Below are 26,581 nucleotides of genomic sequence, written 5' to 3'. Positions count from 1 at the left end.
GATTGATGCTGAACACGGTGCGGTCCCACACCGCATCGTCCATGCCCAGGCCAACGAACCAGCGGAACAGCAGGTTGTAGTCGAGCTGTTCGACCAGCTGGCGTTCGCTGCGGATCGTGAAGAGGATCTGCACGAGCAGCGCACGCAGCAACTGCTCAGGCGGAATCGACGGACGGCCGGTATGCGAGTAACGCTCATCGAACAGCGCACTCATGTTGGCGAGAATGCCGTCGACCAGCGCGCGCAGGGAGCGCAGCGGGTGGTCCTTCGGCACGCGTTGTTCCAGGCTCACGTAGCTGAACATCAACGCCTGGGGATTCTCTTGGCCGCGCATGGACAGTCGGGAAAAGTAGGAAGACGATTCGGGGCGGGAGTCTGCCTTAAAACCCGCGCCACGAGCAGCGAGCGGGGTTTCTCACCAGCCTGTTAGGCTGCACTGCGAGCAAGTTGTGCATGTGACTGCTTTCGAACGTTGATGCCAATGGATTTGAGATAGCTCCTCCAATAGTCAAGCAAACCCCGAGTGAAAAGGAACAGCTCAAGCCGCTGCCCATCAGAGAGGGTTACCGTCACTTCGGTGCGCTCAACTGGGACTGCTTTGATCGAGCCAGATTGATCTGCATAGATGTCTACGAACTTCGCCTTCTTCATTCGCGCTGTTCGTGTTAGGACCGTTTTCGGTGCGCCTGTATTGAGGTCACGCAGGACGAAGTGCTTTGCTGAATTTCCGATCTCTATGGCCGCAACCAGAAGCGGAACACTCCACCATGCACTGTCGTATGGCTTTCGCTGCGCCCGCGTGAGCATTCCTTGATGCTCAAGGCAGTAGTCCCGCATTGATGATGCCGTGACGCAGAAATTGAAGAAGTGATCGGCCTTCTGCAAAGCAGTCGGAGCGTGATACGCCCGATACGCCTCTCGTTCGAGCTTGCGGTACAGCGCCGCAGGAGAACTTAGCTGTGCGGAAAGCGCCATCTGTGCAGCCTAACGACCAAGCTCAGCCGACAGCAAAAAGCCCCGCTTTTTGCTGGTCGGCTGGAGCGCATTGTTGGGCGTGACGGTGCAACCTACTTGAGACATGAACGCACGCCCCGATTGCGATATGGCGATTGGACACGAAGCCACGACGAAACCTCCCGCGAGGAAAGAGCAAAAACACTACGGGCAATAGGACGATGGAGGAGAAGTTCCGGAACGGGCCCGTACTGAACGCTGCAAAACGAGGCCGCGCGCTGAACGACCTGGCACCAGAAGAAATACTGCCCGTCACCGTCCATGCGTGACACCTTGGCACGGTGAGCGGCTCTGTTAACCGCGTGCTTGGCCCAAAACTCATGCTGCGACCAAAAATAGCGCTTCCACCAACGTGGATTGCTGGCACGCTGATTATGTTTTCGTGCCGCGATGCTCATGACGCCCAACGTGGAGCTAACCGGCCTGCGCGGCTTTTCGCGCAGGTCCGGTTGAGCGCAAGGTTATGCGGCGGATGGTCACCGCTGAAGTGCTCGGTCGCGGTATGCAGCACACTGAGCCTCAACGGATGAGTACTCACGCTCGATGTCCTCTCTTACGGAGCGAACCAAGAATAGCGATTGCTCAACCTGGGCATGGCGCTTGTTGATGTCATCAAGCGCTGCATCATAGAGAACCGTAACATCTGTTGAAAGTTGCGCCATACCCTCAGCAGACTTCTGAGCGGAGCCAACCTTCTCTTCGAGAGCGGCGAGAAGAAGTTTTTCGCTTGAATGATTGGACGAACCGGAGAATACAAAGAGAGATCGATAGGCGGTTCTTAGCTCCGTTGCTCGTGAGGCAACGCGCTGAAGTTCAACGTGCAGCTCGTTGCCGGAAATGACCAACTCGCGAAGAGCAGTGCGTTTTTCCGAACGCTCCATAGCCTCTTGGGCATGACGCGCAAAAGTGGCCGAGCGCATAGCACCGACTGCGGCGAAGGCGCCACCGACAGCGCTAACTACCGCAGCGATGGCAGAAGCAATTTCAACTGAGCAATCAGTCATTCTCAGTTACCTCCCTAGTGCGTAACGGGTCCGGCGCATAACGTGGAGATAACCCGCGCTGCGCGGCTTTATCGCGCAGCGTCGGGTTGATTGCCGGGTTAGCCATTTTGCATGTCATGCAAGATGCTCCTCGCGCGCTGGAGGAACGACGAGATGGTCTTGCAGTAGTCAGACGACCAATCCAGTTGATCCGTGATGTGGTGCCCCAAGGACCACGAGGCGCGCTCAATAGATTGCGGTGAGCTGTCCGCTTCTATTGCTGCAATGAATGATTGGAAGTTCCCGAGCGAATACCAGCGAGCCGAGTTCGCCTCCGCTGGCGGTTGCTTGTCCAACCATTCGCGAGCTTCGGCGATGAGCAATGCGGCTTGAGTGTCCATGATGGCTAACGTCGAAGCTGAGCGGGCGGCGTAGCCGTCCGCTCGAGCGACCAGTTGAACCGGAATGGGCTGCTAGGCATAGGCTGATACCGCAAGGATAGGCCTTGCCCCAGCCTCGACTCGCCGCCAGTTGACGAAGGCGACGCACTCCAGAAATGCCAACCAAAGGCTGGGAGCAGCACTCTTAAATGCGTCAGCGCTCTTGACTTCTAGAACCAAAATTTCGCCCAGCTGTACTGAAACTGCGGACATGCCCGCGTCAGGCTCATCCAGGTAGCCCATGCAATCGACCCATGCGCTCATGTTGCCGCCATAGAAGGTGGGGAAGCCGAACACGCGCTGGCACTCCGCGTGAAAGGAAGGCTCGTCCTTTACGGCGGCTCCGTCGAGTGTGACTGTCTTCATTGCGGTTCAACTTTGTTTTCTGGCGCAGTTTTGCGCCATAACTACGGAAGCTGCCGGATAAACAGGCTGGGGTGATGGTCCGGAAACGACCTTGCCATCAGGCTTTCAGCTGCCTATGCTGTATATTCATACAGCATTAAACGGCGATGAAAAACCTCACCCCTTCACTTCCACCCTTGAAATCAGTTCGCCTGCTCGATCAGCTGCGCGAACGGATACGCTATCTGCATTACACCATAAGCACCGAGAAGACCTATGTGCATTGGGTGAAGGCCTTTGTCCGGTTTCATGGGCTGCGTCACCCGTCCTCGATGGGGCGGGCGGAGATCGAGGCATTTCTGTCGTGGCTGGCCAGTGAGCGCAGCGTTGCGGTGTCGACCCACAAGCAGGCGCTGTCGGCGCTGCTCTTTCTTTACAAGCAGGTGCTTGGCATCGATCTTCCGTGGATGAGCGAGATCGGTCGGCCGCGCACGACGCGCCGCCTGCCAGTCGTGCTGTCGCCCGAAAAGGTGAAACGCATTTTCGAGCGGCTGGACGGAGAGCACCGACTGTTCGCACAACTGCTTTACGGAACCGGAATGCGGCTGACCGAAGGTCTGCGGCTCCGGGTAAAGGATGTCGATTTCGAGCGCCTCACGATCATCGTGCGTGAAGGCAAGGGGCGCAAGGACCGCGCACTGATGCTGCCGCAGTCGCTGGTGAAGCCGCTGCATGACCAGATGGTTCGTGCCCGGCTGCTGTGGGACGACGATAGACGCTCCGGGCGCGCCGGTGTCGATATGCCGGACGCGATTGCACGCAAGTATCCGCGCGCCGATGCGTCCTGGGCCTGGTTCTGGGTGTTTCCTCAGGCGACCCACGCGGTGGATCCGCGCAGTGGCGTGGTGCGCCGTCACCACATGTATGACCAGACCTTCCAGCGGGCCTTTCAGCGCGCGGCGCAACGGTCGGGGCTGCACAAACCGGCGACGCCGCACACCCTGAGGCATTCCTTCGCCACGGCCCTGCTGCAGTCCGGCTACGACATCCGCACGGTTCAGGATCTGCTCGGCCATGCGGACGTGTCGACCACCATGATCTACACGCATGTGCTCAAGGTCGGGGGCGGCGGCGTGCGCAGCCCTCTGGACGCGCTGCTGGCTCCTTCCGCCTGACCGGGCTGGCAGCGGCGCGCGCTTTGCGCGCCCTGACACATCCGGTGTCAGCCGCCCAGCTTCTTCTTCAGCAGCTCGTTCACCTGCGCCGGGCTGGCCTTGCCCTTGCTGGCTTTCATCACCTGACCGACCAGGGCGTTGAAGGCCTTTTCCTTGCCGGCACGGTACTCCTCGACCGATTTCGGGTTGGCGGCCAGCACTTCGTCGATGATGGGTTCGATGGCCGAGGCATCGGTCACCTGCTTCAGGCCCTGCGCTTCGATGATGGCGTCGGCGTCTGCGCCTTCGCCGTTCCATAGCGCGTCGAACACCTTCTTGGCGATGCTGTTCGAAATGGTGTTGTCGGCGATGCGGGCGACCAGGCCGGCGAGCTGGGCCGGGCTGACCGGGCTGTCAGCGAGGTCGCGTTCTTCGCGGTTCAGCCGTGCGGCCAGTTCGCCCATGATCCAGTTGGCGAGCGGTTTGGCCTGGGCTGCACCGGCGATGGCCAGCGCGTCGGTGAAGTAGCGGGCGGTTTCGCGGCTGGCGGTGAGGCCGGCAGCGTCATAGGCGGACAGGCCATAGTCATTCTGCAGCCGTGCCGCCAGCGCGCCCGGCAGTTCGGGCATGGCGCGACGCACCTCGTCCATCCACTCGGCGGCGATCACCAGCGGCGGCAGGTCGGGGTCGGGGAAGTAGCGGTAGTCATGCGCGTCTTCCTTGCTGCGCATCATGCGGGTTTCGCCGGTGTCCGGGTCGAACAGCACGGTGGCCTGCTGGATCTTGTGGCCGTCCTCGATCTGTTCGATCTGCCACTGGATTTCGTAGTCGATGGCCTGCTGCAGGAAGCGGAAGCTGTTCAGATTCTTGATTTCGCGGCGGGTGCCCAGCGGCTCGCCCGGGCGGCGTACGCTCACGTTGGCGTCGCAGCGGAAGCTGCCTTCCTGCATGTTGCCGTCGCAGATGTCGACCCAGCGCACCAGCGCGTGCAGCGCGCGCGCATAGGCCACCGCTTCGGCGCTGGAGGACATGTCCGGCTCGCTGACGATTTCCAGCAGCGGCGTGCCGGCGCGGTTCAGGTCGATGCCGGACATGCCATGAAAGTCTTCGTGCAGGCTCTTGCCGGCATCTTCTTCCAGGTGGGCGCGGGTGAGGCGCACCACCTTTTCATAGGCCTTTTCGCCTTCGCCCACGCGGATGGTGAGGGTGCCGCCCTGCACCACCGGCAGTTCGAACTGGCTGATCTGGTAGCCCTTCGGGAGGTCGGGGTAGAAGTAGTTCTTGCGCGCGAACACCGAGCGCGGCGCCACGGTGGCGCCGATGGCCAGACCGAAGCGGATGGCGCGCTCGACCGCGGCGCGGTTCATGACCGGCAGCACGCCGGGCAGCGCGAGGTCCACCGGGCTGGCCTGCACGTTGGGCTCCGCGCCGAAGGCGGTGGATGCGCCGGAAAAGATTTTCGAGGCCGTGTTCAGCTGGGCATGGGTTTCCAGCCCGATCACGACTTCCCAGTTCGCTCTGCTCATGTTGCGTTCTCTCTCGGCTTACCGGCAGCTGCCGGTCTTGCGGCTCACCAGCGTGGGCCACAGGTAATCGTGCGCGCCGGGCGTGCAGTGCGCGGCGCAGTTGCGGTAGGACACGGTCACTTCGTCTTTCTGTTCCCACAGGCTGACCGTGCAGGCGCCGGCGACCAGGGTGGGCGTGTGGTCGAAGCGGGTCTGGGTGAAGGCGGTCAGGTCGAAGCTGCAGCGGCCGCGGCGGCCCATGTCGATGTCCGACGCGAAGCGCTCGACCTTTGAATCCTTCACGTCCAGCACCAGCTTGCCTTCGGTGCCGATGTCGTCGCGGTAGCGGCAGTCGGCTTTGGCCTGCAGCGCGCGCGCCGGAATCGGCAGCGGCTTGGTCGAGCGCACCGGAGGAGGCGTACGCGCAGCGGCCGGCGCGGGTACGTCAGCGGCGGGTTTGCCGGCCTCGGCCGGTGTCTGCGGTTTCATCGGCGCACAGGCGGCCAGCAGCGTGAGGGCCCCGAGCAGGGGCAGGGTACGGCGCACCGTCACAGCAGGTCGTCCCGCTTGCGTCGCAGTCCTTCCGGCATGGTCAGCGTGCGCTTGTCCCAGCCTTCGATCTCGAGCACCCGGTCGAAGGCCTCTTCCAGCAGCAGATGCGCGCGTTCGCACGCGTCCGCGATGATGCGGTGGCTTTCCGCCATGTCCGGCATTTCACTCATGCAGTTCAGCTGGTAGGCGTGCAGCGTGCGCAGTTCCATCATCTGCGCGGCAAGCTGGGCGGGACAGGCACACATGTAGATGCCGGCCTGATCGAGAATCAGCTGGAGCTGCGTGCTGCTGTAGCGCAATGCCTTCATGACTTATCCCGGAATGCGAAGGTGCCAGTCGGTGGTCTGCTGGAACTGGTGAGCGGCGCCGAGCATGCGGGCTTCGTCGAACCAGCGGCCGACGATCTGCAGGCCGACCGGCAGGCCGCCGGCGCCGAAGCCGGCCGGAATGCTCATGCCGGGCAGGCCGGCCAGGTTCACCGAGGTGGTGTAGATGTCGCCCAGATACATGGCCATCGGGTCTTCGTCGTTCTGGCCGATGCGGTAGGCGGTGTTCGGCGTGGTCGGCCCCATGATGAGGTCGCACTGGGCGAAGGCGGCTTCGTAGTCCTGCGCGATCAGCCGGCGCACCTTCTGCGCCTGCAGGTAGTAGGCGTCGTAATAGCCGTGCGACAGCACATAGGCGCCGATCAGGATGCGCCGCTTCACCTCGGCGCCGAAGCCCTGGGCGCGGGTCTTCACGTACATGTCGTCCAGGTTGCCGTACTCGGGGGCGCGGTAGCCGTAGCGCACGCCGTCGTAGCGGCTGAGGTTGGAGCTGGCTTCGGCCGGGGCGATCACGTAGTACGCCGGCACCGACATGCCGGCGCGCGGCAGGCTCACGTCGACGGTGACCGCGCCCAGCGAGCGGAAGGTGGCCAGCGCCGCGTCGACCGCGGCGCGCACGTCGTCGGCCATGCCGTCGCCGAAGAACTCCTTCGGCAGGCCGATGCGCAGGCCGGCCAGCGGCTGTGCCAGCGCGCGGGTGTAGTCCTCGGCCGGGCGCTGCAGGCTGGTGGAATCGCGTTCGTCAAAGCCGGCGAAGGTGTTCAGCAGCAGCGCGCAGTCTTCGGCGGTGCGGGCCATCGGGCCGCCCTGGTCCAGGCTGGAGGCGTAGGCGATCATGCCCCAGCGCGACACGATGCCGTAGGTGGGCTTGATGCCGCTGATGCCGCAGAAGGCGGCCGGCTGGCGGATCGAGCCGCCGGTGTCGGTGCCGCTGGCGGCCGGCGCCAGGCCGGCGGCGATGGCCGCGGCCGAACCGCCGCTGGAGCCGCCGGGCACGTGGCCGGTGTTCCACGGGTTGCGCACCGCGCCGTAGAAGCTCGATTCATTGGTCGAGCCCATCGCGAACTCGTCCATATTGGTGCGGCCCAGCGTGACCAGGCCGGCGGCGCGCGAGCGCTCGATCAGGCCCGCGTCGTAGGGCGCGGCGAAGCTTTCCAGCATTTTCGAGCCGCAGCGCGCGTGCCAGCCGGTCTGGCAGAAGATGTCCTTGTGCGCCAGCGGCACGCCGGTCAGCGGGCCGGCCCGGCCTTCGGCGCGCAGCGCATCGGCGGCGCGCGCTTCGGCCAGCGTGGCGTCTTCATTGGTTTCCACATAGGCGTTGATCGCCGGATTGGCGGCGCGGATCTTGGCCAGATAGTCCTGCGCCAGCTCGACCGCCGACGCCTCGCCTGCCGCCAGCTTCGCGGCCAGCGACTTCACGGTTTCAGGAGCGTTCATTCGATCACTCATTCGATCACTTTCGGGACCAGATAGAGACCGTTCTCGACCGCCGGGGCGACCGCCTGACAGGCGTCGCGGCGGTCCGGCTCGGTCACGCGGTCTTCGCGCAGGCGCAGCACCAGTTCGGTGGCGTGCGCCATCGGCTCGACGCCGGTGGTGTCGATGGCCTGCAGCTGTTCGATCAGGCCCAGCATGGTGTTCAGGTGGCTGCGGGTACGCTCGAGTTCGGCGTCCGGCAGTTCGATGCGCGCCAGCTTCGCGACATGGCGCACTTCTTGGTCGGTCAGGGACATGGAATGACGATCCGGGGTGTCAGGCGCGGCGGCGCCCACGTACAAAGATGTTTCGGTTCAAGAGGCTAATGCCCGCATGGGTTATCATTATGAACCATTCAGGCTGCCCGCCCGGCAGCCGGCCCGCACGTCCGGCCGCCAGCTGCCTCTGGCGGCCCGGGTCCGACGCAAGCTGCCGCCGGGTCGCCCGCAGTCCGACCCTGACCACACCCGACCCGTTTCCTGTTCCGGCCGCCCAAAGCGGCCGCTTGCGTAAAGACATTCCATGTTCGGTTTCCTGCGTTCCTATTTCTCCAACGATCTGGCCATCGACCTCGGCACCGCCAACACGCTGATCTACGTGCGTGGCCAGGGCATCGTGCTGGACGAACCGTCGGTGGTGGCCATCCGCACCGAAGGCGGCCCCAACGCCAAGAAGACCATCCAGGCGGTGGGCCTTCAGGCCAAGCTCATGCTGGGCAAGACGCCGGGCAACATCACCGCCATCCGCCCGATGAAGGACGGCGTGATCGCCGACTTCACGGTGACCGAGCAGATGCTCAAGCAGTTCATCAAGAAGGTGCATGACTCGCGCCTGTTCTCGCCCAGCCCGCGCATCATCATCTGCGTGCCCTGCGGCTCCACCCAGGTCGAGCGCCGCGCGATCCGCGAATCGGCCCTGGGCGCGGGTGCCAGCCAGGTCTACCTGATCGAGGAACCGATGGCCGCGGCGATCGGCGCCGGCCTGCCGGTGTCGGAAGCGACCGGCTCCATGGTGGTGGACATCGGCGGCGGCACCACCGAAGTGGGCGTGATCTCGCTCGGCGGCATGGTGTACGCCGGCAGCGTGCGGGTCGGTGGCGACAAGTTCGACGAAGCCATCATCAATTACATTCGCCGCAACTACGGCATGCTGATCGGCGAAACCACCGCCGAGGCGATCAAGAAGGAAATCGGCTCCGCCTTCCCGGGCTCCGAAGTGAAGGAGATGGAAGTGAAGGGCCGCAACCTGGCCGAAGGCATTCCGCGCAGCTTCACCATTTCGTCCAACGAAATCCTGGAAGCGCTCACCGAGCCGCTGAACCAGATCGTGTCGGCGGTGAAGAGCGGCCTGGAACAGACCCCGCCGGAACTGGGCGCCGACATCGCCGAACGCGGCATGGTGCTGACCGGTGGCGGCGCGCTGCTGCGCGACCTGTACCGTCTGCTGATGGAAGAGACCGGCCTGCCGGTGGTGGTGGCCGACGACCCGCTCACCTGCGTGGTGCGCGGTTCCGGCACCGCGCTGGAAAAGATGGACCAGCTCGGCAACATCTTCGCCAACGAGTGATCCGCCCCGTGTCGCCCCGCCCGCCCGCGTACCGCTCAAGGCCCGCGCGGCGGGGCGCCCGCCGTGCCTCGTGCGCGGCCGCTGCCTGACGACTTACTGATTCATGGTTTCACCGGTCGCCGGTCATCAACCTCCGCCGTTCTTCCGGCGCGGCCCGGCGCCGCTCGTGCGCCTGGTGCTGCTGGTGAGCGCTTCGCTCACCCTCATCGTGGTCGACCACCGGCTGCACTATCTCGAACTGGTGCGCCAGGGGCTGTCGGTCATGACCACGCCGCTGCAGGTCGCCGCCGGCATGCCGGTCAAGGGCGTGCGCTCGGCCGGTGAATACTTCGCCGACCTCGCCCACCTGCAGGACGAAAACGCCCGCCTGCGCCGCGAACAGACCGAACTGGCGACGATACGGCTGCGCCAGGAACAGCTGGACCAGGAAAACGCCCGCCTGCGCGCGCTGCTCGACATGCGCGAACGGGTGCAGATCGACGCCCGCGTGGCCGAAGTGATCTACGCGGTGCGCGACCCCTTCTCGCGCCGGGTGGTGATCGACAAGGGCCTCACCCACGGCGTCGAGCCCGGCAGCCCGGTCACCGACGACCTCGGCATCATCGGCCAGGTCACCCGGGTCTATCCGCTGAACGCCGAAGTCACCCTCATTTCCGACAAGGACCAGGCGCTGCCGGTACAGGTGGCGCGCACCGGCGTGCGCGCGGTCATGTTCGGCGCCGGCAGCGGTCTGCTCGAACTGCGCTATCTGGCCGCTGACGTCGATCTGCGCGAAGGCGACCGCATCGTCACCTCCGGGCTGGACGGCGTGTTCCCGCCCGGCCTGCCGGTGGCTGCGGTGAAGTCGGTGGACCGCGACGGCGTGGGCGGCTTCGTGCGCATCCTGTGCGTGCCGGTGGCCGGGGTCGAGGCGCACTCGACCGTGCTCATTCTGAAGCCGGGCAAGCCGGTGGACCCGGACACCGCTGCGGCAGGCACAGCGCCGGCCGCCGACAAACCGGCCGACAAGGCGCCGAAGAAATGAACCAGCCGTCTTTCAGCTCGCGCCGCATCCTGCGGCCGGTCAGCCCGTGGTTCATCGCCTTCTCGCTGCTGTGCGCGCTGCTGGTGAACCTGATGCCGCTCGGCCGCGCCTTCTGGCTGCCGGACTGGCTGGCGCTGGTGCTGTGCTTCTGGTGCGTGCGCGAGCCGCTGCGGGTCGGCATGGGCACGGCCTTCGCGCTGGGCATCGTGATGGACGTGGGCTACGGCAGCCTGATGGGCCAGCACGCGCTGGCCTACGTGCTGCTCGCCTACGCCGCCACCACCTTCTCGCGCCGCATCCTCTGGTTCGGCCCGCTGCGCCAGTCGCTGCACGTGCTGCCCATGCTGGTCGGCGCGCAGACCGTCATGCTGCTGGTGCGGCTGGTGGCCGACGCCGAATTCCCCGGCCTCATCTACTTCGCCGGCGCGCTGATCGCCACGCTGCTGTGGTATCCGGTGGGCATCCTGCTGCTGCTGCCGCAGTACCGGCCGGAAGAGAAGGACGAGAACAGACCGATATGAAGGCCCCCACGCTTACTTCGTTCGCTGCCCCCCGAGGGGGCTGCGCGCGTCCTCGGGGCGGTCCTTCGGACGGCGCACCGGCGGGTGAGCGGGCTGCTCCATGACCGATCTGCACAGCCCGGAAATCCAGCTCATCCGCTTCCGCCGCCGCGTGTATTTCGCCGGGGCGGTGGTGCTGGTGTGCTTTTCGCTGCTGTTCGCGCGCTTTTTCTGGCTGCAGGTGGTGCGGCATGACTATTACGCCACCCGCGCCGAGGACAACCGGATCGCGCTGCTGCCGGTCACGCCCAACCGCGGCCTCATCCTGGACCGTAACGGCGAGGTGCTGGCGCGCAACTACTCCGCCTACACGCTGGAAATCCAGCCGTCGCGGGTGAGCAATCTCGAACACACGATAGACGAGCTGGCCAAGCTGGTGAATATCGAGGCGCGCGACCGCAAGCGCTTCCGCAAGCTGATGGAGGAGTCGCGCAATTTCGACACCCTGCCCATCCGCACCCGGCTGACCGACGAGGAGGTGGCGCGCTTCATCGGCCAGCGCTACCGCTTCCCCGGCGTCGAGGTGCGGGCGCGGCTGTTCCGGCAGTATCCGAACACCGAACTGGCGTCGCACGTGCTCGGCTACATGGGCCGCATCAACCGCAGGGACGCGGCGCGCATCGACGAGGCCGGCGTGGCCGACAACTACCGCGGTACCGACCACATCGGCAAGGCGGGGCTGGAACAGTTCTACGAGGACGAACTGCACGGCGTGACCGGCTTCGAGCAGGTCGAGGTGACCGCGGCCGGCCGCGCGGTGCGCGTGCTGTCGCACACCGCGCCGCAGAACGGCAACAACCTGCGGCTCACGCTGGACGCCGGCCTGCAGCGCGTGGTGGAGCAGGCTTTCGGCGAGCGGCGCGGCGCGCTGGTGGCGATCGAGCCCTCGACCGGCGGCGTGCTGGCGCTGGTGAGCAAGCCCACCTTCGATCCCAACCTGTTCGTCGATGGCATCGATGCCGCCAACTGGGAGGCGCTGAACACCTCGGCCGACCACCCGCTGCTGAACCGCGCCATCTATTCCGCCTACCCGCCCGGCTCGACCTTCAAGCCTTTCATGGCGCTGGGCGCGCTGACCGCCGGCAAGCGCACGCCCTCGTTCGCCATCGCCGACCCGGGCCACTTCGAGTACGGCGGCCACCTGTTCCGCGACGACAAGGTGGGCGGCCACGGCTCGGTGGACATGCACAAGTCCATCGTCGTGTCGTGCAACACCTATTACTACCGGCTGGCGGCCGACTGGGGCATAGACGGCATCGCCGGCTTCATGTCGCAGATGGGGCTGGGCAGCCGCACCGGCATCGACATCGAGGGCGAATCCACCGGCGTGCTGCCGTCGCCGGAGTGGAAGAAGAAGCGCTTCAAGCGGCCGGAACAGCAGAAGTGGTACGCCGGCGAAACGATTTCGGTGGGCATCGGTCAGGGCTACAACGCCTACACCATGATGCAGATGGCGCAGGCGGTGGCCATCCTCGCCAACGACGGCGTGGTGTTCAAGCCGCATCTGGTGAAGCAGATCGAGAACGTGCGCACCGGCGCCTCCCGGCAGGTCGAGCCCAAGCCCGTCCGCACCGTGGACCTGAAGCCGGAGCACATCGCGGTGATCAAGCAGGCCATGGTGGATGTGAACAAGGCCGGTACCGGCGCCCGCGCCTTCGCCGGCGCACCCTATGTCGCCGCCGGCAAGACCGGTACCGCACAGGCCTTCTCGCTGCGCGGCGCGCAGTACCGCGGCGGCAAGCTGGCGGAAAAGCTGCGCGACCACGCGCTGTTCGTGGCGTTCGCGCCGGCGGACGACCCCAAGATCGCGCTCGCGGTCATCGTCGAGAATGCCGGTTTCGGTGCGCAGTCGGCGGCGCCGATCGCCCGCCAGGTGTTCGACTACTATCTGCTCGGCAACAAGCCGGCCGGTCCGGCCCCGGAGGACAGCGATGCAACTGACAGCGAGTAAGTGGTCGGCGGTGCGCGAGCGCATCGGCGGCGTGCTGTCGGCGCTCGACCCGCCGCTGCTGGCCATCACCGTGCTGCTGCTGTCGCTGGCCACGCTGGTCATGGGCAGCGCCACCGCCGACTTCATGTACCGCTTCGAAGCCCACCTGGTGAACCTCGCGGTGGCGCTCAGCGTCATGCTGGTGGTGGCGCAGATTCCGCCGCTGCGGCTGATGCAGCTGGCGCTGCCCTTCTACGCGGTGGGCGTGGTGCTGCTGATCGGCGTCGAGCTGTTCGGCGAAACGTCCAAGGGCGCGCAGCGCTGGCTCAATATCGGCTTCACCCGCATCCAGCCGTCGGAAATGCTGAAGATTTCGGTGCCGCTGATGCTGGCCTGGTATTTTCACCGGCACGAGGCCCAACTCCGGGTGCGCGACTTTCTGGTGGCGGCGGTCATCCTGCTCATTCCGGTGCTGCTCATCTTCCATCAGCCGGATCTGGGCACCGCCATCCTGGTGCTGGCGGCCGGCGTGTTCGTCATCTTCTTCGCCGGGCTGTCGTGGAAGCTCATCATTCCGGTGCTCACCGTGGGCGTCATTGCCATCGCGGCGCTCGCCGCGGAAGGCGACGCGATATGCGCCGACGGCGTGGACTGGCCCGGTTTCAAGGCCTACCAGCGGCAGCGCGTATGTACGCTGCTCGACCCGACCACCGACCCGCGCGGCAGCGGCTTCCACATCATCCAGTCCAGCATCGCCATCGGCTCCGGCGGCGTGTTCGGCAAGGGCTGGCGCGAAGGCACCCAGACCCATCTGGAGTTCGTGCCCGAGCGGCATACCGACTTCATCTTCGCGGTGATGGCCGAGGAGTTCGGGCTGGCCGGCGCGGTGGTGCTGCTCTGCATATATATAGCGATGATAGGCCGCGGCCTGATGATCGCGGCCCGTTCGCCCATGCTGTTCGGCCGCCTGCTGGCGGGCGCGATTTCGCTGTCCTTCTTCACCTACGCCTTCGTGAACATGGGCATGGTGACCGGCCTGCTGCCGGTGGTGGGCGTGCCGCTGCCCTTCGTGAGCTATGGCGGCACCGCGCTGGTGACGCTGTGCATCGGCCTCGGCCTGCTGATGTCGATCGAGGCGCAGCGCCGGCGCCGGCAGAGGTAACGGTGATGGCGGCCGGTCCGCTCCGCTTCACGCCTGCGCGCGGGCTGCCTGCGCTGTGCGCGCTGGCGGCGCTGCTGGCCGGCTGTGCCGGCGCGCCGACGGTGACCGAAGTGGAACCGGATCCGGCGCCGTCCGCCCGCTCCGCGCCCGCCGGCGGCGAACAGCCGCGTCCGCCGGTCACGAAACGCGGCGGTGGCTTCTATCTGGACGACGGCCCGGGCGACAACGCGCCGGACGCCGCGGCGCTCGCCGCCATTCCCGACGCGGTGCCGCGCGACGAGCCGCTGCACCGCTTCGCCAACCGGCCGTACAGCGCGCTCGGCATGCAGTTCGTGCCGATGACCGAGGCGAAGCCTTTCCGCCAGCGCGGCCGCGGCAGCTGGTACGGCCGCAAGTTTCACGGCCAGAAGACCTCCAGCGGCGAGGTGTACGACATGTACGGCATGACCGCCGCGCACGCCACGCTGCCGATTCCGAGCTACGCCCGGGTGACCCATCTGGCCAGCGGCCGTTCGGTGGTGGTGCGGGTGAACGACCGCGGGCCGTTCAAGCCGGGCCGGGTGATCGACCTGTCGTGGACCGCCGCCGCCAAGCTGGGCTACGTGAACGATGGCAGCGCCGATGTCGAGGTCGAGGCGGTGTTCCCGGAAGGCAGTCCGGCCGACCTGCTGGCCCGCCGCGCCGCCGGCCGGCCCGAACTGCAGCGGCCAGTCCCGAAACCCGCCAGCGACGATCCGATCGCCGCGCTCGCCACTGATCTCGCGCCGGCGGCTGCGCCGGTCGCCCCGGCGGTTGCCGCCGAGCCCGGCCACTGGCTGCAGCTGGGCGCCTTCAGCGCACTCGACAACGCGCAGGCGCTGAGCCGGCGCGTGGCCGACACGCTGGCCGATCTCGCCGACCGGGTCCGGGTGAACAGCGACGGCAGCCGCCACCGGGTGCAGGCCGGCCCCTTCGCCAGCCGCGACGCCGCCGAAGGCGTGGCCCGCCAGCTGCGCGAGCGGCTGGGGCTGGACGCGCTGCTGATCGCGCGCTGAACGCGCATCCGACCAAGGGCCGATACCGCCCCGTCGCCCGCTGCGGCTAAGATGCGCGCACGTTCATAGTCCGCAGCACACCGTGTCCGCTTCCCCGCACACCCGGCTGCAACCGTTCTCCCTGTTCCTGACCGCCGCCGGCTGTGCCGCCGCGTCGGCGCTCGACCCCTTGCTGGGCCTGTCCGACGGTCAGCCGCCAGTGCTGCAGCTCGCGCCCGGCGTGCTGTTCGCCTGCGTGCTCATGTTCGGCTACCTGCATGCGGTGCCGGCGCTGCTGGTGGCAGTAGTGGCGGCCGTGCTGCAGGGCGTGGCGCCGCTGCCGGCACTGCTGCAGGCCGGGCTGGATGCGCTGCTGGTCTGTCTGGCGGTGCAGGCACTGCGCACCTTCCCGCTGCAGCCCTTTCCGCGCATGCGGGCAGATCACTACGGCTGGTTCATCGCCGCCGCGCTGGCGGTGTCGGTCGGCAGCGGCGCGGCCGATGCCTGGACGCCGAGTGCGCCCTTCTACGTGTCGGACTGGACGCTGCACGCCGCCGGCCGTTTCGCCGGCACGCTGCTCATGGTGCAGCTGGTCGCCGGCTGGACCGGTCATCTGAACTGGCGCGGCCTGCCCGGCGATCTCGGTCAGGCGCTGCCCTGGCTGCTGCTCACGCTGCTGATGACCGCCGAACCCTTCCTGCGGGTGCTCGATGGGCCGGAACCGTGGATGCTGCTGCTGCCGGCGGTGCTGGTGTGGTCGGCGATACAGCTCAAGGTGCGCTGGATGAGCCTGCTGCTGGTGCTGATGCACGCCACCGCGCTGTACGGCACGCAGGCGCGGCTGGGGCCTTTCGGCAACGAAGCGCCGCTGGCCGCGCTGATGCTGCTGCAGGCCTTCATCGTCACCTTCTCGATCGCGCCCTACGCGCTCGCCATCACGCTGAACGAGCGCGCGGCCGCGTCGCGCCGGGCGCGCATCCGCGAAGCGCAGCTGCTGGACCTGTTCGACGGCTCCATCCAGGGCATCCTGATCCACCGTGAGTTCAAGCCGCTGTACGCCAACCGGCGGGCGGCCGAGCTGCTCGGTTTCCCGTCGGTGGCTGACCTGATGGCGCAGCGTTCGCTGGCGTCCATGGTGGTGGCGGACGACATGCCGGTGATCGCCAGCGACAGCAACCGCCGCCTGCTGGCCGCCGGACGGGTGCTCCCGATGCAGGCCGACGTGCTGCGCGCCGACGGCGAGCGCCGCACGCTGGATTCGGTCATCCGCCAGGTGCAGTGGGACGGCGCAAATGCCATCCAGGCCACCTTCATCGACGTGACCGACGACCTGCGCGCCCGGCGCGAACAGCGTGGCCGGCTCGAACGGCAGGAGAAGCAGCTGTCGGCCATCATGCGGCTGGGCGTGGACCAGGCGCTGTCCGCCGGCGAAGACGGTGCGCTCGCCACGGTGACCGAAGTGGTGGCCGGTGCGCTGTCCCTGCCACGGGTCAGCGTGTGGCGGCTGGAGCCCGAACAGGGCCGGCTGCGCTGTCTGGACCTGTACGACGCACGCCGGCAGGAGGTGGCCGGTGGCCACGCCGCCGGCGACCAGATCGACCCGGAGGACTTCCCGCACTACCTTGCGCTGATGCGCAGCGGCCGTGCGCTGGCGGTGGCCGACGCGCGCAGCGACGTCCAGGCGCACGAATTCCGGCGCGGCTATCTCGACAGCCATGGCGTGACCGCCATGCTGGATGCGCCGGTTTTCCTCGACGGCCGGCTGGCCGGCGTCATCTGTCTCGAACACACCGAAGGCCGGCGCGAGTGGCTGCACGACGAACAGCGCTTCGCCGGCGAACTGGCCACGCTGATCGGCCGCTACCTGGTGGCGCTGGAGCGCCGGCGCGCCCGGGCGGCGCAGGCCCGGCTGTCGGCCATCCTCGACGCGACGCCGGACTACGTGTCCACGGTGGATACCGACCTGCGCATCACCTATCTGAATCTGGCCGCCCGGCGCACCGTGGGTCTGGCCGGCACGACGCTGCTGCCGGACCTGCTGGTCGGCGACCTCTATCCACCCGAGGCCTACAGCCACTACCTGAAGGTGGAACTGCCGGCGGTGCTGCGTGACGGCATCTGGGTCGGCGAAACTGCGCTGCGCACGCCGGACGGCGGCAGCACGCCCATGTCGGCGGTGCGCGTGGCGCACCGCGACGCCGACGGTCAGGTCCAGTACATTTCCAGCGTGCTGCGTGACATCAGCGGCATCAAGCGCACCGAACTGGCGCTGCGCGAAGCCAATGAAACGCTGGAACTGCGGGTCGAGGAGCGTACCGCGGAACTCGCGCGGGCCAACGAGCGCCTGAAGGATCTCGACCGTCTGAAATCGATGTTCATCGCCTCGATGTCGCACGAACTGCGCACCCCGCTCAATTCCATCATCGGCTTCACCGGCGTCGTGCTGGCCGGCATGGCCGGCGAGCTGAACACCCGCCAGCACGACCAGCTGACCCGGGTCTATGGCTCGGCCCGCCATCTGCTGGCGCTGATCACCGACGTGATCGACATTTCCAAGATCGAAGCCGGCTTCATCGACGTGTTCGAGGAGCGTTTCGAGGTGGCGTCGGTGATCGACGAGGCGGTGCAGTCGGTGGCGCAGGCCGCGCGCGAGAAGGATCTGTTCATCCAGGTACATCAGCCGCCGGGCCTGCTGGTGCAGGCGGACCGCCGCCGCCTGCTCCAATGCATACTGAATTTCATGAGCAACGCGGTAAAGTACACGGTCGAAGGGACCATTACCGTGGAGGCGAGCGTGCGTGGCAGCTGGCTCGACATCAGCGTCGAAGACACCGGGATCGGCATGGATGAAGCCGGTCTGGCCCGCCTTTTCCAGCCCTTCGAGCGCATCGATTCCCAGCTCCGCGTGAAAACGCCGGGCACCGGCCTCGGCCTCTATCTCACCCGCAAGATCGCCACCGAACTGCTGGCCGGCAGCGTGGACGTGCGCAGCACCGAAGGCGTGGGCAGCCGCTTCACGCTGAGCGTGCCGCGCGAAGGTTCGGGCCGCGCGGCGGAGGGCGTCCGTCCGTGAAGACCGCCCTGGTGATCGAGGACAACGACAACAACCTGGAACTGATCAGTTTCATCCTGCACGCGCGCGGCTACGCCACCCGCAGTGCGGTGACCGGTCTGGACGGCGTGGCCGAGGCGCTGCGCGAGCGGCCGGACTTCATCCTGCTCGACATCCAGCTGCCGGACATCGACGGCATCGAGGTGGCCCGGCGCATCCGTGCCGCCGAAGGCTGGCCGCCGGTGCCCATCATCGCCATCACCTCGTTCGCCATGGCCGGCGACCGCGAGCGGGTGCTGGCGGCCGGCTGCAACGGTTACATCGAAAAGCCCATCGACCCGCTGCGGGTGATGACCCAGATCGAAGACGTACTGGCCCAAGCCTGATGGATATCCTGATCGCTGAAGACGACGAGAACTCGCGCCTGATGCTCAGCGCCGCGCTGGAAGCGCGCGGTCATGCGGTGCGCGCCGCGCCCGACGGCCGGGCAGCGCTGGACCTGGCCAAGGCGCAGCCGCCCGACCTCATCGTGTCCGACATCCTGATGCCCGAACTCGATGGCTACGGCCTGTGCCGCGCGGTGCGTGCCCACCCTCAGCTGGCCACAACGCCCTTCGCCTTCTACACCGCCACTTTCACCGACCGGCGCGACGAGGAACTGGCCTACCAGCTCGGCGCCGACCGCTTCCTGGTCAAGCCCTGCGAAATCACCACCCTGATCAGCGAGCTGGAAGCGCTGGCCGGCCGCCGCGCCGCGACGCCAGCGCCGCTGGGCGGCAATGACGCGCTCTACGCCGAGCGGCTGCGCGACAAGCTGGACAAGAAGATTTCCGAACTCGAGGGCGAGCGTGCCCGGCTGCGCGATTTTGCCGAGGCGGCCGCCGACTGGTTCTGGGAAAGCGATGGCGACGGCGTCATCGTCTACACCTCGGACGGTGCCTGGCCGCTGCGCGGCCTCACGCTGACCGCGCTGTTCGCGATGCGCCGGCCCGGCCCGCAGCGGCACGACGATCTGGCGCTGCTCACCCGCGAATTCCGCAGTTTCCGCGACGTGGTGATCGACTGGCGGCAGCAGGACGGCGGGGTGCGCATCATGGCGCTGTCCGGCCGGCCCTGGCGCGACGCCTCCGGCCGCGTCTGCGGCTACCGCGGCAGCGCGCGCGACGTGAGCCGCCAGGTGCGGGCGGAAGAGGATCTGCGCGCGCTCAACCACGAACTGGACGAGCGGGTGCGCAGCCGCACCTCCAGCCTGAAGGCCGCGTTCGAGGAACTGGAAAGCTTCAGCTACTCGGTGTCGCACGACCTGCGTGGCCCGCTGCGCGCGATTCACGGCTTCGCCAGCGTGCTCGAATCGGAAATGATCCGGCCGGACGTGCACGGCCTCGGCGCGCCGGCTTTCGATGCGCTGTCGCGCATCCTGCGTGCCGCGCTGCGCATGGAACATCTGGTCGACGACCTGCTGGAGCTGTCGCGCGTCACCCGGCTGCCGCTGCAGCGCCAGCCGGTCGACCTCAGCGTGCTGGCGCAGGACATCGTGGATTCGCTGCGCGCCGGCGACCCCGGCCGTGACTGTCTGGTGGTGATACAGCCGGGCATGCTGGTGGCTGGCGACGTCGGCCTGCTGCGCATCGCGCTCGACAACCTGCTGCGCAACGCGTGGAAGTTCTCCGCGCCGGTACCGCACGCCAGCATCGAGGTCGGTGCCGAAGGGCGCGGCCAGCAGGCGGTGATCTATGTGCGCGACAACGGCGTCGGCTTCGACATGGCGCACGCCGACAAGCTGTTCAACCCCTTCATCCGTCTGCACCGCGAGGGCGAGTTCGACGGCACCGGCATCGGGCTGGCGCTGGTGCAGCGGGTGATACGCCGCCACAACGGCCGGGTGTGGGCGCGCGCCGAACCGGGCAAGGGCGCCACCTTCTGTTTCACGCTGGGCGAAAGCGAAGCCGAACAGCCGTCGATCGCCGCCTGAGCGTCAGCGCCCGCCCGCCGGCAGCGCCGCGACGCCGAGTGCCCGTATGCGCTTGCGCCAGCGGCGGAAGGCCTTTGCGCCGATCGGCACCACGTGCAGACCGACCGGATAGTTTTCGGCGGCGAGGGTGCGGGCCAGCTTGATCAGTGCATCCTCGCTGCGCAGCCAGCGGCGGGTCATCTCGAAGGCGAGTACGTAGGCGCGGGCCCGCGGATCGGTGGCAATCGGCCGCCGCAGCAGATAGACCGTGGCGATCCGGCCGGCGTGCGGCTGGATGGCCGCCGCGATGGCGGCTTCCTGCTCGGGCGACAGGTCGTGCGGCCCCAGTTCGCACTTCGGGTCCAGCGTGTCGAGTTCCTGCTGCACCGTTGCCAGGTGGGCCTGCCGCTTTTCCCAGCGTGCGCGGTACAGCTCGGCGCGTACCGGATCGCGCGGATTCAGCCAGCGCCAGATCGTTTCGCAGCCAGCGATGATGGCGTCCGGGTCGGCCTGCATCACCGCCTCGATATCGGCAATGCCGCTTTCGTCGTCCGCGGTGAGCTTCAGATCGCCGAGCGCGAAGCGCGCCGCCAGATGATCCGGTGCGCGGGCGAGCAGCGCCTCGATCGCCGGCCGCCGGTCGGTTTCCGGCTCCAGTTCCGCCACCAACTGCAGCAGGGCCCATTCGTCGTCGGTGCTGAGCGGTTCAGGCTGTGCCCGCAGCGTCTGCAACTGCTGGTGGCGCTGCGTCAGATAACGGTTGCGTTCCTGCCAGCGTTCCCGCACGCCGGCAGACCATTGCGCGTCCAGCTGGCCGGCCAGTCGCGGCAGTGCCTCGCCCAGCCAGCTTTCGGCTGCGGTGACGGCGGGAGCCGGCAGCGTCTCGGCCGGTGCTTCGCCCAGTGCGCGCAGGCGGTCGTTCAGGCTGGGGTGGGTGTCGCCGTAGCCGGTCGTTTCCTGCAGCGCCTCGTCACGATGGCGCAGGGCCTGCGCTGCATCCAGCGCGGACAGGGCGCGCCGCCATTCGCCGCTCAGCGCGGCTGGCGGTTCCGCCTGGCTGCCGGCCAGCCGGTCGATCCCGGGCCAGAAGGCCTGTGCCTCGAAGCGGGCGGCGATGCCTGTCCGCTGCAGCGCGCGGGCCGCAGCGCCGGCGCCGACCAGTTCGGCCGACGAGCGGTCGGCCTGGTACTCGTCAGCGCGCGCCATCACGAAGGAATAGGCGTTGAACCAGGGCGCGTACCAGCCGAACAGCCGGGCGACCAGACGGCTGCCCCAGTCGTCCCAGCCCTGCGCCAGTGACTGCATCTGCCCCCAGGCACTGCGCAGCCGGTAGATGAAGGCGCCGAAGCGGCCGTGGTTGCCGGCGAGGTGGCCGTATTCGTGGGCGACCACCGCCAGCGCCTCGTCCTCATCCAGCGTCTGCAGCAGCGGCAGGCCGAGTATCAGGTAGTGCCGGTTCCAGCCGAACAGGCCGAGCCGCGGATGCTGCACGACCGCCGCATTGAGCTGGTCGACCAGCAGCACGTGGTGGAAGGCCGGGCCCTGCATGCGCTGCTGCATGTCGTCCAGGCGCCCGAACAGCCGGGGGGCATCGGCGCGGGTGATCTCCAGACCCTGCGGCGCCGGAAAGCGGGCCAGCAGCATTCGGAAGGAGGTTTTCAACAGCATCCACAAGGGCAGCGCGAGCAGCAGCAGCGCCTTGCCGAGCTTGAGGGCGACCAGCGCGACCACGCCGCCGCCCTTGAACAGCAGCAGTACGAGGCCGGCCATCGCCGCCACCATGAGCACGGCGATGCCAAGTACCGCTGCCAGGATGACGAAGCCGAGCAGCGCGACCGCCGCCACGCGCCGGCGGTAGCCGGCCGGATTGCGCTCCGCCACCCTTTCGAGACGGTGGATCAGCTGTTCGAAACGCGATACATCCATGCCCTGTCTCCGTACGCCGGAAAAGGCACTGAAAATATCACGTTCGCATGTCTCGGCCGTGACTGTCCGGTCAGCGCTTGCCCACCCACATCACGCCGCCGATCACCAGCACGGTGCCGGCGATCTGCAGCGCCGACACCGGTTCGGCCAGCATCCACCAGGCGAGGAATACGGTGATCACCGGCCCGGTGCTGCCGACCAGCGCCGCGGTCTGCGCGCCCATGCGGCGGATCGCTGCCGACTGCAGGAAGACCGGCAGCACGGTCGAGAACACGGCCATCGCCACCGCCAGCCACAGTACCGGCGCTGGCTGTGCCAGCGCGTCGAACGGGCGCACCGCGACGAAATGCAGCATGACCGCAACCGTGGATACCAGGGTGGCCAGCGCCGAAAAGCGGGTGGCGCCCAGCTTGCGTATCGGCGCCGCGGCGCCGGTCAGGTAGAGCGCGAAACTGAGCGACGAGCCGAACACCAGCGCGCAGCCCAGCGCGATGAGGGCGCTGTCGCCGCTCACCTCGATGTCGTGCACCACCGCCAGCGCGATGCCGCCGTAGCACAGCAGGCTGGCCACGGTCTCCCGCCGGGTGATGCGCCGGCCGTGGGCAATCCAGCCGATGAGCAGCGTGAGCGTCGGGTAGGTGAAGAGCACCAGCCGTTCCAGCCCGGCCGAGATGTACTGCAGGCCGTAGAAATCCAGCATGCTGGCGCCGTAGTAGCCGAACAGGCCGAGCACGGTGACCGTGGCCCAGTCGCGGCCGGTCAGCGGCTGGCCGCGCTGCGCTTCGCGCCAGGCCACTACCGCGAAGACCGGTGCCGCCAGCAGCATGCGCAGTGCGACCAGCGTGACCGGATCGACGCCGTGCGGATAGGCCAGCTTGGCCAGAATCGCCTTCAGCGAAAAACCGGCCGACGCGATGACCGCCAGCCAGATGCCGAAGCGCGCATCGTTGCCTTGGGATGCCCCCACTAGCGCTTTCGCCCGCCAAGGATGGACCCGAGCATGCCGCGCACGATTTCGCGGCCGATCGAGCTGGCGATGGTGCGCGCCACGGTCTTGGCCGCGGTCTGGGCCAGACCGTCGCGCTGGCCGCCGCGCGGGCCGGTGGAGCCGAATACCAGATCCTGCAGCCCGCCCAGCAGGCCGCCGTCGCCACCCGGCGCGCCGGGCACGCCCGGCTGTGCGGCGCCCGGTACCGGCTTGCCGGTGGCCTGCGGGCTGGCGGCGGTCGAGGCGGTCAGCATTTCGTAGGCCGATTCGCGGTCCAGCACCTGTTCGTAGCGGCCGTGCAGCGGTGACTGCCGGATCATGTCCGCGCGTTCCTGCGCGGTCAGCGGGCCGAGGCGGGAGGCGGGCGGCAGCACGAAGGCGCGCTCGACCACCGAAGGCCGGCCTTTCTCGTCGAGGAAGGAAATGAGCGCCTCGCCGGTACCCAGCTCGAGGATGGCCTGTTCGGCGTCGAACTTCGGATTGGCGCGCATGGTCTGCGCCGCGGTCTTGACCGCCTTCTGGTCGCGCGGCGTGAACGCGCGCAGCGCGTGCTGCACCCGGTTGCCGAGCTGGGCCAGCACGCTGTCCGGTACGTCCAGCGGGTTCTGGGTCACGAAATACACGCCGACGCCCTTGGAGCGGATCAGCCGCACCACCTGTTCGATCTTTTCCAGCAGCGCCGGCGGCGCCTCGTTGAACAGCAGGTGGGCCTCGTCGAAGAAGAACACCAGCTTGGGCTTGTCCATGTCGCCCACTTCAGGCAGCTGTTCGAACAGTTCGGCCAGCAGCCACAGCAGGAAGGTCGAGTACAGCTTGGGCGAGTTGTACAGCCGGTCGGCCGCCAGGATGTTGATGGTGCCGCGGCCGTGCTCGTCGAAGGTCATCAGGTCGGCGATGTCCAGCATGGGCTCGCCGAAGAAGCGGTCCGCGCCCTGTTCCTCCAGCTGCAGCAGGCCGCGCTGGATGGCGCCGATCGAGGCGGTGGAAATGTTGCCGTACTGGGTCTTGAACTGCGCCGCGTTGTCGCCGACGTGCTGCACCAGCGCGCGCAGGTCCTTCATGTCGAGCAGCAGCAGACCGTGGTCGTCGGCCACCTTGAACACGATGGTGAGCACGCCGGCCTGGGTGTCGTTCAGGCCGAGCAGGCGCGCCAGCAGCAGCGGCCCCATGTCGCTGACCGTGGCGCGCACCGGATGCCCGGATTCGCCGAACACGTCCCAGAAGCGCACCGGGCTGGGGTAGGGCACGAAATCGGTGATTCCGAGCTGGTCCAGCCGCTGCTGCAGCTTGGGGCTGACGCTGCCGGCGGCGCCCATGCCGGACAGGTCGCCCTTCACGTCGGCCATGAACACCGGCGTGCCGATGTAGGAAAAGCGCTCGGCCAGCGACTGCAGCGTCACCGTCTTGCCGGTGCCGGTGGCGCCGGTGATGAGGCCGTGGCGGTTGGCCATATTGGGCAGCAGCGCGAGCGAGAGGTCGCCGGCGCGGGCGACGTAGAGCGGTTCGGCCATGTCGTCTGTCCTGTGAGCGGAGATGCGACGATGCTACCAGCGTCGCCGCCGGCGGACAGTGTGGACAACCGTGGGGGTGTACGGCTCAGGAGGCGAAGCGGTACTGCGACTTGCCGGCGCGCTTGGCTTCGTACATCGCCTCGTCGGCGCGCCGCATCAGCGCGTCTCCGCTGTCCTGCCGCGATTCGGTGTAGGCGATGCCGATGCTGGCGCCGATCTGCGCGCGCTGTCCATCGCCCAGATCGATCGGACGCGACAGCGTGCTGACGATCTTGGCGGCGATGAAGCGGGCGGTGTCCACGGTTTCCAGCGACTGCAGCACCACCACGAATTCGTCGCCGCCCGGGCGGGCCACCAGGTCGGTGCGCCGGACCACGCTTTCCAGCTGACGCGCCACCGTGGCCAGTACGCGGTCGCCCGCTTCATGACCCAGCGTGTCGTTCACCTGCTTGAAGCCGTCGAGGTCGAGCAGCATCAGCGCCAGGCTCTGGCCGTCCAGCGCGCGCAGCGCATCGCCGAGCCGGTGCTCGATGCCGCGGCGGTTCAGCAGGCCGGTCAGCGCGTCGCGCTCGGCCATCGCGATCGCATGCGCTTCGGCCTGCTTCTGTTCGGTCACGTCATTGACGATGCCCTGCATCAGGTTGCCGGGCAGCGGATTGAGCACCAGCTGCAGCCACAGCGTGCCGGTGCCTCGCCGGGTCAGCGCGAAGTCGGCACCGGCCGGCCGCTGGTCGGCCAGTACCCGCACCATCAGCGCATCCAGCCGGGAGGCCTGATCGCCGAGGATGTCGCGCAGCGAACGGGGGCCGCTGCGGCCGTCGGGTGCCAGCCCCAGCCGGCGGGCCATCCACGGATTCCAGTCGTGCAGCTGGCCGCTGCTGTCCAGCGTGAAGATGCCGGTTTCCGCGCTTTCGAAAATGAGCCGGAACTTGCGCTCCGATTCCTCCCGCTCGGCCCGCAGTTCGCGCTCGGCACCCAGCATGCCCTCCATCCGGGCGATCAGGGCATTGATGTCGCCGGTCAGCCGGCCGATCTCGTCGTGGCCGTGGCCGGCCGGCAGCGGAATCAGCTCACCCGAGCCGATGCGCAGGTGATGCAGTTCGTCCGACAGCTTCTTGACCGGCCGGGTGACCACGTTCAGCACCACCCAGGCCACCGAGGCGACCACCGACACCAGCTGCAGCGCCAGGATGATGGCGATGAAGCGGGAATAGGCGCCGGCGTCCTGCTCGATCTTGGCGATCGCGGGCCACACTTCGAGCTCGCCGACCTGTTCCTTCGGTGAGAACGGCGACATCAGCGGGCGGGTCAGCACCGGCAGCACCCGATTGGGTCGCTGTTCGGCGTCGTGGCCGTGCTCGACCAGCGTGCGCCCCCCTTCGCGTATGACGACGCGCGCCACCGCGCGGTTGCGCAGCAGGCCCTGGGCGACCTCCGATGCCAGCTGTTCGTCGCGGGCGAACGCGGCGATGCTCGCGGTGCGCTCCACCGTCTGCATCAGCTCGACCAGGTTCTGCTGCAGGCGCTGGCGCTCTTCACGCGCCACCAGCACGGTGCTGCCCATGGCCACCATGATGCCGACCAGACCGGCAAAGAAGAGGATGAGCAGCGTGGTACGTCTGACCACGCTGCTGCTCACCTTGCGGATCGGCCCGGCATCGGCCTGTCGGTCCTCAGTAATCAAGTTTCAGTACCGCCCTGACCCGCCTGTCTATCAGTACCGGGTCGACATAACCGATGGCTCCGGGTTCGCTGGCCACCCTTTCCAGAACCGCCCGGCCGTCCTGCAGCTGTTCCGGCGGCTGGGTGCGACCGGCAAATCGCAGCCGCGCCCAGTAGGCATTGATTTCCGGCAGCCCCCTGCCGACCAGGCTGCGGTAGAAGGCGTCGCGCTGCGGCAGGCAGTCCAGCACCACCGCGCTTTCGCCGGACGGGAGGGTCTTGATGCGGCCGAGGAAAAGATGGCTCACCTCTTCCCGGGTCATGGCCTCGACGCTGCTGGAGGCGTGCACGATGACGGCCAGGCCGGCCGCGTGCGCGCCGCCGCCCGCCAGCAGCCACGCCACGAGCAGCACGATGGAATGTGCGTATCGCATCATCGTG

Annotated in this window: 25 protein-coding genes; 10 read left to right on the top strand and 15 right to left on the bottom strand. The window is 67.5% G+C overall.

Features of this window, described 5'->3' with window-relative positions; translation table 11 throughout:
• The 5 genes from METUNV1_RS15550 to METUNV1_RS15530 all read right to left on the bottom strand — a co-directional run.
• Positions 1 to 334: IS5/IS1182 family transposase (locus METUNV1_RS15550; RefSeq protein WP_043360130.1), on the bottom strand; the 334-nt coding region annotated here is incomplete at its 3' end.
• Between the two features lie 92 nt (positions 335 to 426).
• On the bottom strand, positions 427 to 975 hold the full coding sequence (locus tag METUNV1_RS15545; RefSeq protein WP_008063399.1) for a hypothetical protein: 549 nt from the start codon (positions 973 to 975) through the stop codon (positions 427 to 429).
• A 515-nt stretch (positions 976 to 1,490) separates the two neighbouring features.
• Positions 1,491 to 2,018: a hypothetical protein gene (locus METUNV1_RS15540; protein ID WP_139026390.1), complete on the bottom strand. Its 528-nt coding sequence runs from the start codon at positions 2,016 to 2,018 to the stop codon at positions 1,491 to 1,493.
• Between the two features lie 98 nt (positions 2,019 to 2,116).
• Entirely contained in the window at positions 2,117 to 2,398 is a 282-nt protein-coding gene (locus tag METUNV1_RS15535) for a hypothetical protein (RefSeq protein WP_008063395.1), read from the bottom strand.
• A gap of 72 nt (positions 2,399 to 2,470) precedes the next feature.
• Positions 2,471 to 2,803, bottom strand: coding sequence for a barstar family protein (locus tag METUNV1_RS15530; protein WP_008063394.1), 333 nt, complete (start codon positions 2,801 to 2,803; stop codon positions 2,471 to 2,473).
• Positions 2,804 to 2,949: 146 nt separating this feature from the next.
• On the opposite strand from METUNV1_RS15530, the gene METUNV1_RS15525 reads away from it, so the two are divergent.
• Positions 2,950 to 3,957, top strand: coding sequence for an integron integrase (locus tag METUNV1_RS15525; protein WP_008063392.1), 1,008 nt, complete (start codon positions 2,950 to 2,952; stop codon positions 3,955 to 3,957).
• A gap of 47 nt (positions 3,958 to 4,004) precedes the next feature.
• Here the strand turns inward: METUNV1_RS15525 and gatB are convergent, their stop codons facing one another.
• From gatB to gatC, 5 genes are read right to left on the bottom strand one after another with little or no spacing between them, the layout of a single operon-like run.
• A complete protein-coding gene (gatB, locus tag METUNV1_RS15520; protein ID WP_008063390.1) occupies positions 4,005 to 5,462 on the bottom strand; it encodes an Asp-tRNA(Asn)/Glu-tRNA(Gln) amidotransferase subunit GatB in 1,458 nt (485 codons plus the stop codon).
• A gap of 18 nt (positions 5,463 to 5,480) precedes the next feature.
• Complete coding sequence (locus METUNV1_RS15515; RefSeq protein WP_008063388.1) at positions 5,481 to 5,987, bottom strand: hypothetical protein; 507 nt, start codon at positions 5,985 to 5,987, stop codon at positions 5,481 to 5,483.
• A 2-nt stretch (positions 5,988 to 5,989) separates the two neighbouring features.
• Positions 5,990 to 6,301 (bottom strand): hypothetical protein, encoded by a 312-nt coding sequence (locus tag METUNV1_RS15510; protein WP_043360111.1) that lies wholly within the window; start codon positions 6,299 to 6,301, stop codon positions 5,990 to 5,992.
• Positions 6,302 to 6,304: 3 nt separating this feature from the next.
• Positions 6,305 to 7,756 carry an Asp-tRNA(Asn)/Glu-tRNA(Gln) amidotransferase subunit GatA gene (gatA, locus tag METUNV1_RS15505; protein WP_008063385.1) on the bottom strand — a complete coding sequence of 484 codons (1,452 nt, stop codon included), beginning with the start codon at positions 7,754 to 7,756 and terminating at the stop codon, positions 6,305 to 6,307.
• 8 nt (positions 7,757 to 7,764) lie between these two features.
• Positions 7,765 to 8,052 carry an Asp-tRNA(Asn)/Glu-tRNA(Gln) amidotransferase subunit GatC gene (gatC, locus tag METUNV1_RS15500; RefSeq protein WP_008063383.1) on the bottom strand — a complete coding sequence of 96 codons (288 nt, stop codon included), beginning with the start codon at positions 8,050 to 8,052 and terminating at the stop codon, positions 7,765 to 7,767.
• Positions 8,053 to 8,317: 265 nt separating this feature from the next.
• On the opposite strand from gatC, the gene METUNV1_RS15495 reads away from it, so the two are divergent.
• From METUNV1_RS15495 to METUNV1_RS15455, 9 genes are all read left to right on the top strand, one after another.
• A complete protein-coding gene (locus tag METUNV1_RS15495) occupies positions 8,318 to 9,361 on the top strand; it encodes a rod shape-determining protein (RefSeq protein WP_008063379.1) in 1,044 nt (347 codons plus the stop codon).
• Positions 9,362 to 9,464: 103 nt separating this feature from the next.
• Positions 9,465 to 10,385 carry a rod shape-determining protein MreC gene (gene mreC / locus METUNV1_RS15490; RefSeq protein ID WP_043360110.1) on the top strand — a complete coding sequence of 307 codons (921 nt, stop codon included), beginning with the start codon at positions 9,465 to 9,467 and terminating at the stop codon, positions 10,383 to 10,385.
• A complete protein-coding gene (gene mreD, locus METUNV1_RS15485) occupies positions 10,382 to 10,906 on the top strand; it encodes a rod shape-determining protein MreD (RefSeq protein WP_008063375.1) in 525 nt (174 codons plus the stop codon). Before mreC ends, mreD begins: the two co-directional genes overlap by 4 nt.
• A gap of 100 nt (positions 10,907 to 11,006) precedes the next feature.
• Positions 11,007 to 12,896, top strand: coding sequence for a penicillin-binding protein 2 (gene mrdA / locus METUNV1_RS15480; protein ID WP_008063374.1), 1,890 nt, complete (start codon positions 11,007 to 11,009; stop codon positions 12,894 to 12,896).
• Positions 12,877 to 14,037 carry a rod shape-determining protein RodA gene (rodA, locus tag METUNV1_RS15475; protein ID WP_008063373.1) on the top strand — a complete coding sequence of 387 codons (1,161 nt, stop codon included), beginning with the start codon at positions 12,877 to 12,879 and terminating at the stop codon, positions 14,035 to 14,037. Before mrdA ends, rodA begins: the two co-directional genes overlap by 20 nt.
• A gap of 5 nt (positions 14,038 to 14,042) precedes the next feature.
• Positions 14,043 to 15,071: a septal ring lytic transglycosylase RlpA family protein gene (locus METUNV1_RS15470; RefSeq protein WP_008063372.1), complete on the top strand. Its 1,029-nt coding sequence runs from the start codon at positions 14,043 to 14,045 to the stop codon at positions 15,069 to 15,071.
• A gap of 82 nt (positions 15,072 to 15,153) precedes the next feature.
• A complete protein-coding gene (locus METUNV1_RS15465) occupies positions 15,154 to 18,123 on the top strand; it encodes an ATP-binding protein (protein WP_008063371.1) in 2,970 nt (989 codons plus the stop codon).
• A complete protein-coding gene (locus METUNV1_RS15460; RefSeq protein WP_008063370.1) occupies positions 18,120 to 18,488 on the top strand; it encodes a response regulator in 369 nt (122 codons plus the stop codon). Before METUNV1_RS15465 ends, METUNV1_RS15460 begins: the two co-directional genes overlap by 4 nt.
• Positions 18,488 to 20,074 (top strand): sensor histidine kinase, encoded by a 1,587-nt coding sequence (locus METUNV1_RS15455; protein WP_008063369.1) that lies wholly within the window; start codon positions 18,488 to 18,490, stop codon positions 20,072 to 20,074. Before METUNV1_RS15460 ends, METUNV1_RS15455 begins: the two co-directional genes overlap by 1 nt.
• A 3-nt stretch (positions 20,075 to 20,077) precedes the next feature.
• On the opposite strand, the gene METUNV1_RS15450 is transcribed toward METUNV1_RS15455, so the two are convergent.
• The 5 genes from METUNV1_RS15450 to METUNV1_RS15430 form a co-directional block, all read right to left on the bottom strand.
• Complete coding sequence (locus tag METUNV1_RS15450) at positions 20,078 to 21,979, bottom strand: M48 family metallopeptidase (protein WP_008063368.1); 1,902 nt, start codon at positions 21,977 to 21,979, stop codon at positions 20,078 to 20,080.
• 70 nt (positions 21,980 to 22,049) lie between these two features.
• Entirely contained in the window at positions 22,050 to 22,946 is an 897-nt protein-coding gene (locus METUNV1_RS15445; protein WP_008063367.1) for a DMT family transporter, read from the bottom strand.
• Positions 22,946 to 24,478 (bottom strand): helicase HerA-like C-terminal domain-containing protein, encoded by a 1,533-nt coding sequence (locus METUNV1_RS15440; protein ID WP_008063365.1) that lies wholly within the window; start codon positions 24,476 to 24,478, stop codon positions 22,946 to 22,948. Before METUNV1_RS15440 ends, METUNV1_RS15445 begins: the two co-directional genes overlap by 1 nt.
• Positions 24,479 to 24,563: 85 nt before the next feature.
• Complete coding sequence (locus tag METUNV1_RS15435; RefSeq protein WP_008063362.1) at positions 24,564 to 26,162, bottom strand: diguanylate cyclase domain-containing protein; 1,599 nt, start codon at positions 26,160 to 26,162, stop codon at positions 24,564 to 24,566.
• Positions 26,152 to 26,577 (bottom strand): type 2 periplasmic-binding domain-containing protein, encoded by a 426-nt coding sequence (locus tag METUNV1_RS15430; RefSeq protein ID WP_008063361.1) that lies wholly within the window; start codon positions 26,575 to 26,577, stop codon positions 26,152 to 26,154. The genes METUNV1_RS15435 and METUNV1_RS15430 overlap by 11 nt, the downstream gene beginning before the upstream one ends.
• Positions 26,578 to 26,581 lie beyond the last annotated feature (4 nt).

The sequence above is a fragment of the Methyloversatilis universalis FAM5 genome, from assembly GCF_000214035.2.
Classification (GTDB): Bacteria; Pseudomonadota; Gammaproteobacteria; order Burkholderiales; family Rhodocyclaceae; genus Methyloversatilis; species Methyloversatilis universalis.
This window is presented reverse-complemented; position numbering and strand designations above follow the sequence as displayed.